The organism is Lacticaseibacillus manihotivorans DSM 13343 = JCM 12514, from assembly GCF_001435035.1.
In the GTDB taxonomy this organism is placed as follows: domain Bacteria; phylum Bacillota; class Bacilli; order Lactobacillales; family Lactobacillaceae; genus Lacticaseibacillus; species Lacticaseibacillus manihotivorans.
Genome location: NZ_AZEU01000064.1, coordinates 1 through 9,969 on the forward strand (window position 1 = coordinate 1; position 9,969 = coordinate 9,969).

9 protein-coding genes are annotated in these 9,969 nt (G+C 46.9%); 7 read left to right on the top strand and 2 right to left on the bottom strand.

What is annotated here, in order from left to right:
* Positions 1–78 precede the first annotated feature (78 nt).
* The 7 genes from FD01_RS03895 to FD01_RS03925 all read left to right on the top strand — a co-directional run bounded on the left by FD01_RS03895 (position 79) and on the right by FD01_RS03925 (position 8,808).
* Complete coding sequence (locus FD01_RS03895) at positions 79–282, top strand: helix-turn-helix domain-containing protein (protein WP_056962713.1); 204 nt, start codon at positions 79–81, stop codon at positions 280–282.
* A 474-nt stretch (positions 283–756) separates the two neighbouring features.
* Positions 757–1,926: a 2-isopropylmalate synthase gene (locus FD01_RS03900; RefSeq protein WP_056962715.1), complete on the top strand. Its 1,170-nt coding sequence runs from the start codon at positions 757–759 to the stop codon at positions 1,924–1,926.
* Positions 1,927–2,265: 339 nt separating this feature from the next.
* Positions 2,266–4,524: a formate C-acetyltransferase gene (gene pflB, locus FD01_RS03905; RefSeq protein ID WP_056962717.1), complete on the top strand. Its 2,259-nt coding sequence runs from the start codon at positions 2,266–2,268 to the stop codon at positions 4,522–4,524.
* Positions 4,525–4,835: 311 nt separating this feature from the next.
* Positions 4,836–5,630, top strand: a complete 795-nt coding sequence (pflA, locus tag FD01_RS03910) for a pyruvate formate-lyase-activating protein (protein ID WP_404820836.1) — start codon at positions 4,836–4,838, stop codon at positions 5,628–5,630.
* A 106-nt stretch (positions 5,631–5,736) separates the two neighbouring features.
* Complete coding sequence (locus FD01_RS03915; RefSeq protein WP_056962718.1) at positions 5,737–6,705, top strand: LysR family transcriptional regulator; 969 nt, start codon at positions 5,737–5,739, stop codon at positions 6,703–6,705.
* A gap of 35 nt (positions 6,706–6,740) precedes the next feature.
* Positions 6,741–7,667, top strand: a complete 927-nt coding sequence (locus tag FD01_RS03920) for a manganese-dependent inorganic pyrophosphatase (RefSeq protein ID WP_056962720.1) — start codon at positions 6,741–6,743, stop codon at positions 7,665–7,667.
* A gap of 55 nt (positions 7,668–7,722) precedes the next feature.
* Positions 7,723–8,808, top strand: coding sequence for a M42 family metallopeptidase (locus FD01_RS03925; protein WP_054718627.1), 1,086 nt, complete (start codon positions 7,723–7,725; stop codon positions 8,806–8,808).
* Positions 8,809–9,210: 402 nt separating this feature from the next.
* Here FD01_RS03925 and FD01_RS15980 read toward each other — a convergent pair whose 3' ends face one another.
* Both FD01_RS15980 and FD01_RS03930 read right to left on the bottom strand, forming a co-directional pair.
* Complete coding sequence (locus tag FD01_RS15980) at positions 9,211–9,363, bottom strand: hypothetical protein (protein WP_156647263.1); 153 nt, start codon at positions 9,361–9,363, stop codon at positions 9,211–9,213.
* Between the two features lie 81 nt (positions 9,364–9,444).
* Complete coding sequence (locus FD01_RS03930) at positions 9,445–9,660, bottom strand: YcxB family protein (protein ID WP_054718624.1); 216 nt, start codon at positions 9,658–9,660, stop codon at positions 9,445–9,447.
* Positions 9,661–9,969 lie beyond the last annotated feature (309 nt).

Below are 9,969 nucleotides of genomic sequence, written 5' to 3' on the forward strand. Positions count from 1 at the left end.
ATCATCAGATGAATTATTGTATTTCATCTGACAACCATAAAGGGATTATCGCAGGATATAGTCCTTCCAGCTGAAGAAATGGAAGTTATCGATACGTTAGCGACTTTGCATGCCGAACGGCTCAAGCAAGGCCTTTCTCAGCGTGAACTTGCTGATCGCATCGGCATGAAGCAACCACAACTCGCTAAGATCGAGCGTCTGGATTCTGTGCCGTCATTTGCCACGCTGAATCGCTATGCTGCTGGATTAGGGTTGAAATTGAAGCTATCCGTGATTGCGTGACGATACATGTAGAAGATCCTGTAGCTCAACGTCTTGATCCCAGTGAGCTGTAATTGAGCTTAGTTTCAGTTTATACGACGTCTTCAAACATCATGCATGAATGAAAAGCAATCAGATGTCATTCTGATTGCTTTTCCGATGATCAAAAAAGAATTTGATGAAACTGTTGACAAAACGATGAGAAACGTTTAATCTTAGCTTCATCAAATAACAACACGCGGAGGAAATTCATCATGAAAAAGGCCATTATCATTACGAATCAAAATACTGCGTTGTTGCGTGATCGATTGTTGATTTAGTCGATCGCGGCATTTGAGATGCGGCCATCGACGAACGGTGGCTGCAACGCCACTGAAGCGAATTCGGTGGCTAGGCAAGCAATAGGGTCCTAGCTATACACAGATGATGTGTAAGTTAGGGCCCTATTTTTTATTCATTTAAATCAGCAAAACACATTTTATGGAGGGTCTTCTTATGACAAAACAAATCAAATTCTTCGATACCACGCTGCGCGACGGTGAACAAACCATTGGGGTCAACTTCTCAGTGGAACAAAAAGTTGAAATCGCCAAAGCCCTTGAAGCCTGGGGTGTTGATTACATTGAAGCCGGTTTTCCCATCGCCAGTCCTGAAGACTTCCGCGCGGTTAATGCCATTGCCAAAACCATCAAGCACACCACCGTCACTGGCTTAGCCCGACTGGTGCGCAAAGATATGGATGCCGTGCGCGATGCCATTGCGCCAGCGCCTCATCAAATGCTGCACACCTTTATTGCCACCAGCCCGATTCATCGTGAATACAAGCTGCATATGACTAAAGCCGAAATGATCGCCAAGATCCGTTCTGATGTAGCTTACGGCAAATCAATGTTTGATGTCGTGGAATTCAGTCCAGAAGATGCCTCTCGCACGGAGCCTGATTTCTTGGTCGAAGCCGTGCAAGCAGCGATCGATGCCGGCGCCACTATGATCAACATCCCAGATACTGTGGGTTATGATGACCCAGAAGAATTTGGCGCGATTTTTGCCAATCTGAAAGCCCACATCGCCAACTTCGACCAAATCGAATGGGCCGCACACACGCACAATGACCTCGGCATGGCGATGGCCAACGCAATGGCAGCAATCAAAAATGGGGCGACGCAAGTCCAAGGCACGATCAACGGCTTAGGTGATCGTGCTGGCAACGTCGATGAAATTCAAGTGGCAGCTGCCATTCACGTGCGCGGGGATTTCTACGATGCTGAAACCAACATCAACCTGCCAGAAACGAAACGCGTGTCTGAAATTGTAGCTGAGGCATCCAGCATCGCCGTCGGACCTAACCGCCCGATCGTCGGCGCCAATGCCTTCGCCCATGAATCAGGCATCCACCAAGATGGCATGCTGAAAAATCGCCAGACTTACGAGATCCTGGTGCCAGAAGATGTCGGCATGCACACCAGTCTACCATTAGGGAAGCTTTCCGGCTCACATGCGGTGATGAACAAGCTCAACGAAATGGGCTACCACGTCAACCGCGAGATGATGGGGGACATTTTCCCAATGTTTAAAGCCATCGCCGACGAAACGGATCTGGTGACGCCAGCAGAAATGATCGTGATGATGCAAGACTACAAGACACAACAGCAAAAACGTGCTTAAGGCAAAAGCCGACTGTGACCACAGTCGGCTTTTTTGGTGCTGTATCGCGATTTTGGTGGAACTGCTATGTAATTCGGTAGTTCGTTGTATCATTACACAAAACGATTAACTGTATCATTATCTGTGATTAGTACAGGCCGTTAATGAGAACGATATCATTTTTAATGTAACCGCAATCTCGTGAAACAGCGAACGGAGTAGTGGTTTCACACCACAGCACTAAAAGAATTTATATTCGCATAAGAAAGCGAAAGAAAAGGCTTGCAAGATTGAAAGAGTGTGTTATAGTAAGAATGTAAAATCTGTGACATGGTAATCACATTTTAGGAGGCAACTCAGATGAAACAGTTAGACAAAACCGAAACCAACTACTGGGAAGGTTTCAACGGCGGCAACTGGCAAAGCGAAATTAATGTCCGCGACTTCATTCAACAAAACCTGACCCAATACAATGGTGACGAAAGCTTCTTGGCAGGACCAACCGAAGCAACCACCACATTGAACAACCAAGTCCTCAACCTGAAGAAACAAGAACGTGCTGCAGGCGGTGTGCTTGATGCTGACACCAATGTGGTTGCCACGATCACAAGTCATGGCCCAGGCTACTTGAACAAAGACTTGGAAACCATTGTTGGTTTGCAAACTGACAAGCCATTGAAGCGTGCGTTCATGCCATTTGGCGGCATCCGCATGGCTGAAGATGCCTTGGAATCTTACGGTTACAAGCCAGATCCAGAAATGCACAAGATCTTCACTGAATATCACAAGACCCATAACCAAGGCGTCTTTGATGTTTACACCCCAGACATGCGCAAAGCGCGTCACTACAAGATCGTTACTGGTCTTCCTGATGCTTATGCGCGTGGCCGGATCGTGGCTGACTTCCCACGGATCGCCATTTATGGGATCGATCGTTTGATGGCTGACAAGTTCAACGACTTCCAGCACATTGGCGACGGCGAAATGACTGATGATGTTATCCGCCTGCGTGAACAAGTTTCCGATCAATATCGTGCTTTAGGCGACATCAAGAAGATGGCTGCCAGCTACGGTTACGATATTTCCAAGCCTGCAACCAACGCGCAAGAAGCTATCCAATGGATCTACTTCGGCTACTTGGCAGCGGTTAAGACCCAAAACGGTGCCGCAATGTCCGTTGGCCGTATCGATACCACGATCGATGCCTTCATCGAGCGCGATATGAAGCGCGGTTTGATCAACGAAAGCCAAGCCCAAGAATATATCGACCACTTGGTAATGAAGCTGCGGATGGTTCGCTTTATCCGTACCGAAGAATACAACTCCCTGTTCTCAGGCGACCCAATTTGGGCAACCTTGTCCTTAGGTGGTGTTGGCTTTGACGGTCGTCACCATATCACCAAGACTGCTTTCCGCTTCTTGAAGACTTTGGACAACATGGGTGCTGCTCCTGAACCAAACATCACGTTGCTTTGGTCTGAAGCATTACCAGAAGGCTTCAAGCGATATGCTACCGAAGTTTCCATCACTTCTTCCACGATTCAATACGAAAACGATGATCTGATGCGCACTGAATGGGGCACGGACTATTACGGCATCGCTTGCTGTGTTTCCGCACAACCAATCAAAGACGGCGTTCAATTCTTCGGTGCTCGTGCTAACTTAGCTAAAGCCATTTTATACGCCATCAATGGTGGTGTTGATGAAATCGGTGAAAAGCAAGTTGGTCCTGAAACTAAGCCGATCACAACTGACGTCATCGACTATGACGACTTCATGAAGAAGTTCTCTGTTCAAGCTGACTGGTTAGCAGACGTTTATGTTAACGCCTTGAACGCTATCCAATACATGCATGACAAGTACTACTATGAAGCTGCCCAATTGGCCTTGAAGGATACCCATTTGGATTACACCTTCGCCACTGGGATTTCTGGCTTCTCCCATGCGGTTGACTCCATTTCTGCCATCAAGTATGGTAAAGTGCATGTTATTCGTGATGAAAAAGGCGTTGCCGTTGACTTCAAAGCTGAAAACAACGACTACCCACGCTATGGGAACAACGATGATCGTGCCGACAGCATTGCAGTTTGGTTGATCAAGTGGTTCTACGGCAAGATGAACACGCATCACTTGTATCACAATGCGAAGTTGTCCACTTCCGTATTGACCATCACTTCCAACGTCGTATACGGCAAGAACACTGGTACCACGCCTAACGGTCGCCAAAAGGGTGAACCATTCTCACCTGGTGCCAACCCAGCTTACGGCGCTGAAAAGAACGGGGCTTTGGCATCCTTGATGTCCACTGCCAAGATTCCTTATCACTACGCTACTGATGGGATCTCCAACACGTTTGGTGTGACCCCTAACACTTTGGGCCACGACGACGAAACTCGCAAAGACACCTTGGTCAACATGATCGATGGTTATATGCACAACAACGGGATGCATTTGAACATCAACGTCTTCAACAAGGAAACCTTGATCGACGCGCAAAAGCACCCAGAAGAATACCCAACTCTTACTGTGCGGGTATCTGGCTACTGCGTATACTTCGCTGACTTGACGAAGGAACAACAAGACGACGTCATTTCCCGGACCTTCTTCGAAGAAATGTAAGCCAGAGTGGAACAGGCCGCCCTTAGTGGAACGGGTAGCCTAGCTCAGCGCTTAGAACCGGTTTTTGGTTCGAAGGGTTGAGCGTAGCTAGCCGCTTCCACGTTGGCCTGTGCAACTCGACGATAAACGTCATCTCAATTGTAACAATAGGCAAGAACTCAACAGTCATGCAGCGGGAGTCGCATTGCGACTCCCGTTTTGCCTAAAGGGCCAAAATCATTTTGGACTTTTAGGCAGAACGACCTGCTACGACTGCATTAGGGGGAGTTATCATGAAATTATTTGAGAATACCAACACACCGACCAACTTGATGGATGTGGTGGATACACCTGAAAACGGCCCGATCAAAGGCTATGTGCACTCAGTCGAAAGTTTTGGCGCCGTTGATGGCCCTGGCATTCGCTTCACTGCGTTTTTACAAGGTTGTCGGATGCGGTGTCAGTATTGCCACAACCCTGATACTTGGAATATCGGTGTTGGCGATGAAATGACTGCCGATCAAGTCCTCGATGATGCGGAACGCTACAAAGCCTTCTGGGGCGATACTGGTGGCATCACTTGCTCCGGTGGGGAATCATTGGTGCAAATCGACTTTCTGCTCGATTTGTTCACCAAAGCTAAGGCACGTGGCATTTCCACTTGCTTGGATACGTCAGGCAATCCGTTCACGCGCGACCAACCTTGGTTTGGCAAGTTCGAACAATTGATGGCGGTGACTGACATTTCTTTGGTCGACATCAAACACATCAATTCTGCTGAACACAAAAAGCTCACCGGTTTTGGTAATGAAAATATTTTGGACATGATTCAATATATGTCCAGCCACAATTGCGATATGTGGATCCGCCACGTCTTAGTACCAGAACGTACGGATTATGATAACTATTTGACTGAATTAGGCGATTATATCAAGACTTTGCATAATGTGCAGAAAGTGGAAGTGCTTCCTTATCACACGTTAGGGGTCAAGAAATATCACGAATTAGGCATTGCTTATCCACTGGAAGGCATCGAACCACCAACACCTGATCGCATCAAGAACGCTGAAAAGCTCTTGCATACCGCGGATTACACCGGTTACAAGACTTGGAAGCCGGGAAAGTAGTAACTTAGCAAAACAATAAGCTAGAAGTAACTTTTATAGTTGCTTCTTTTTTTGTTTTATCTTATCATTAAGAAAGCATCTACTAAACTTTAAGGAGAATACCGCCATGAAAAGCCCTCAAGAAAGCATTTTCTCGTCGAAAACCTTGACGTATTTCCTACAACTCGCAGACACCATGAATTACACCCAAGCTGCGCAACTTTTGGGCATCACGCAACCGGCTTTGACCCAACAAATCAAAAAATTGGAACGCACAGTTGGCGCGCCGCTGTTTTATTCCATCGGCAAAAAGCTCCATTTATCCGAAGCTGGCGTCACCATGCTGGAAGCGACCCAGCAGATCTATGAAGTCTTAAACGTGGCTACAGATCGCATTCAAGAAGCTTCTGACGCGTCTAACGGCAAGATCAACATTGGGTTGTTGGCCTCGATCGAAGATGCCGCCTTCAACTCTTTTATCGCCGATTACTACGAACACAACCCGCAAGTCCAAGTGACCTTGCGTATGATGACCCGGCATGAGATTTGGGACAAGCTGGAAAACAACCAAATCGATTTGGCCATCATGTACTTACCCGATGAAACCATCAAGCACTGGGATCCATACGCGACCAAGAAAATTATCGATGAATCGTTGGTTTTCTTGCATCACGATGAAGAAATGTCGCACCGCAAGCGCGTGAAGTTATCCGAAACCATTGCGCAGCCTTGGGTGACTTATCCAGAAGGGTATTTCTTGAATCAGTTCATTCATGAAAAGTTCAAAAATAAACTGGTCAACGATCCCCAATCCGTCGCGCAATTCACCACGCCATATCAGCTGATGCAATTCATCAACCGCACCGGCGTGAACACAGCCTTACCAAATAGTTTCTATCAAGCCCATCAAGATCAGATCCATGCGTATGCGGCGACCTTTGAGCCTGGGATCAACTTTGAATTGTCGTTTGTTTACCGCAAAGGCAAGGATGATATCCCGCGCATCGGCCAATTTTTGGAATCGTTTGACAAATATTTCCAAGATTCAGATTATTTATCGCGGGTGAAAGAAAACCGTGTTAAACTGAATATGTAATGAGAAAATCGTTTCAATTAAAGGAGCAATAACTAATGACGACATTGATTTTTGGACACCAAAACCCAGATACTGACGCGATCACCAGCGCCATCACTTGGGCTGAATTTCAGCGTCAATCCGGCAACACGGATGTTGAAGCTGTCGCTTTAGGCACCCCAAACGACGAAACTAAATTCGCCTTGGATACCTTCAAGACCCAAGCCCCACGCGTGATCGACGCTGCTAACGGCGCTGACGTGATGTTAGTGGACCATAACGAAGCCCAACAATCTGTGGCTGATCGTAAAGATTCCACGATCGTTTCCGTTGTGGATCACCACCGTTTTGCTAACTTCGAAACCGCGGCACCTTTGTTCATCCGCGCAGAACCAGTGGGCTCTTGCAATTCCATCATCTACAAGATGTACAAGGAAAATGGGTTTGAAATCACCCCACAAATCGCTGCTTTGATGTTGTCTGGTGCCATCTCTGACACCTTATTGCTCAAATCCCCAACGACCACTGATCTCGAACGCGAAATCTTGCCAGAATTGGCTAAGATCGCTGGCGTTGATCTGCAAGAATACGGCTTGAACATGTTGAAAGCCGGCACCAACTTGGCAGCTAAGTCTGACTTAGACATTACTGAAGGCGACGCCAAGTCCTTTGATATGGGCGGCAAAACGGTTCGTATCGGCCAAGTAAACGTGGTTGATCTTGAAGAAATCTACGCTCGCCAAGCAGATATTGAAGCTAGCTTGAAGGCTGAAAGCGAAAGGAACGGCTACGACTTATTCTTATTGGTTGCAACTGACATCTTGAACTCCAACTCCACTGGTTTAGCTTTTGGTGAAGGCAAGGATAAGCTTGAAGCAGCATTCGGCGGCAAGTTCGACGCTGACGACCGTTTGGCATTACCTGGTGTGGTATCTCGTAAGAAGCAAGTGGTCCCACCATTACAAAAGGCTTTTGAAGCTTAATTGAGTCTTTGAAGTCGCGCCTAACGCGCGGCTTTTTTGCTAGGAGGGGAAATCGATGGAAAAAGCCCAACAAATCGACAGTATTATTAAATTTTCAAACGCTTTTGGCCCGAGTGGCTTTGAACAACCGGTAATTCGCGCTTATCGTGATGCGGTCAAAGATTTTGGCTCCACGACGATCGATGGCATGTTCAACGCCATCACGAACAGGAAGGGGAACACAGGGGAGCGCCCAGTCATTCAACTTGACGCGCACGCTGATGAAGTTGGCTTGTTAGTCCAAGCGGTGCGCCCGAGTGGCTTGTTAAAGTTCGTGACGCTTGGTGGGTTTGTGCCAACGAATGTGCCGGCCATGCGCGTGTTGGTGCGCAATCGTCGCGGCGAATATATTCCAGGGGTCGTGGCGACTAAGCCACCGCATTTTATGACGGCTGCCGAACGCAATGCCGTGCCAACCATTGCTGAAATGAGTGTCGACGTCGGCAGCACCAGTCGCGAAGAAACCATTCATGACTATGCCATTGATACTGGTTGTCCAATCGTACCAGACGTGGCATGTACTTACGATGATGCGCATGGCATGTTCTTTGGCAAAGCCTTTGATGATCGTGTCGGGGTTGCTGCGATGGTCGATACCTTAGCAACTTTGCACGGTGAAGACTTGAACGTGGATGTGGTCGCTGGTTTGTCGACGCAAGAAGAAGTGGGCTTGCGTGGTGCTTATGTGACTGCGCGCAAAATTCAAGCCGACTTGGCGATCGTATATGAAGGCGTACCGTGTGATGACACCTTTGAACCAGATTGGCTGAGTCAAACGCGTTTGAAAGCTGGTCCAATGCTACGTGATCTTGATACCACGTACATCGCTAATCCCGCATTTCAGCAGTTTACCGCCGATTTAGCTGATGAATTGCATCTGCCTTATACGCGTGCCGTGCGGACTGGTGGCGGTCAAGATGGTGCCGCAATCGGCTATTGGCAAGGTGTGCCAACGATCGTCGTCGGCATTCCAGTACGATATGAGCACACAGCTTATAACTATACAGCATTGAGTGATTTTCAAGCTTCAACCAATTTGGTGAATGAATTGTTGCGGCGGTTAGATGCCAAAACCATTGCCAGTTTCAATTCAGTCGATTGACGAGCAAAACGTCCTTAAGCGCAGATCAGCGTTTAAGGACGTTTTTAGTGTGCTACGAAATCTGTGCGAGAAAGTTGTTTGACGTAACCTTGTTCAGCAAAACAAGTTTGCGTGCGTCACAGCGCGCTGTGAGCACACGAGGTGAATTGGACAGCCGAGCTTGATGAGTCGAAGATTCTCGTTGCTTGAATTGGAGGTTACAAAGCACGTGTCAAATCGGTTCGCGTGATTTAGTTTAAATCGGATGATCCAAGTGAATTGTCTTGGATTAACTCCGGTTACGTTACTTCGTATAATATATATTATGTAAACTAGAAAAGGTGAAAAATTTCAGCTTGGTTTTGACTGATACCCTCACCTAATTTCTCGGTAAATAGATGTTCTGATCTGCTAATCAAGATCTCATCGCTTGAAGAATTTTCCAAGCTTCATTAAGTCGTCTTCAGACAAAGCGTGCACTGCCCAAAGAATCCCATATTTCACACCAAATGCGATCAAGAAAAAGACGATTGCAGCCAACAGCAGATACGAAACCAGGAAAATTAACGAGCCCATATTTGTGATCCTCCAAGACAACCAGTTGTGTCAGCGAATTGATAATTGCATTGTAAGCTCTTTTCAATCAGATCTCAATATTTAGCCTAACTTGGCCTTTGGAAAATACTTTTTCAGCATTGTGCGCAAGGTCTGTAATTCATTGGCATTGAAATCTCCAGCGCCAATGATCACCGCGGTTTGCTTCGATTGCTGCAACCCGATCACTGTCGGCAGTTCAAAGACACCAATGAATGTTGACCAACTAATTTGACTAGTACTAGTTGCAGATGTGGCCACCAAACCTGAATCAGACAACTCGTAATCGCGTGGTTCGAACCTCATTGCGTTAGTTGGATTTCGATATGCCTTGGAATGGTTTGACGAACTGTGTGCGGAATCATGAGTAACACCACAACGAAAAAAACATAAACATCGCAAACCAATAGCGTTTATCGTTAGCAAAGACCAGCCATGCAATTGTTGGGATCATGATCAACAAAGCAATGATCAATGCCAGCCATTGCGGTTCGCGAGCTTGCCGCTTCATTAAATACAAACTTGCTGCAACGTGTCATCGCGCAGTTTATACCGTTCCGATTACTCAAATAAGCGTCAAATAATTCC

Excerpts from the sequence above, each read along its gene's own strand:
- FD01_RS03895 (WP_056962713.1), top strand. The coding sequence starts at position 79 with ATGGAAGTTATCGATACGTTAGCGACTTTGCATGCCGAACGGCTCAAG.
- FD01_RS03900 (WP_056962715.1), top strand. The coding sequence starts at position 757 with ATGACAAAACAAATCAAATTCTTCGATACCACGCTGCGCGACGGTGAA.
- pflB (WP_056962717.1), top strand. The coding sequence starts at position 2,266 with ATGAAACAGTTAGACAAAACCGAAACCAACTACTGGGAAGGTTTCAAC.
- pflA (WP_404820836.1), top strand. The coding sequence starts at position 4,836 with ATGGATGTGGTGGATACACCTGAAAACGGCCCGATCAAAGGCTATGTG.
- FD01_RS03915 (WP_056962718.1), top strand. The coding sequence starts at position 5,737 with ATGAAAAGCCCTCAAGAAAGCATTTTCTCGTCGAAAACCTTGACGTAT.
- FD01_RS03920 (WP_056962720.1), top strand. The coding sequence starts at position 6,741 with ATGACGACATTGATTTTTGGACACCAAAACCCAGATACTGACGCGATC.
- FD01_RS03925 (WP_054718627.1), top strand. The coding sequence starts at position 7,723 with ATGGAAAAAGCCCAACAAATCGACAGTATTATTAAATTTTCAAACGCT.
- FD01_RS15980 (WP_156647263.1), bottom strand. The coding sequence starts at position 9,363 with ATGGGCTCGTTAATTTTCCTGGTTTCGTATCTGCTGTTGGCTGCAATC.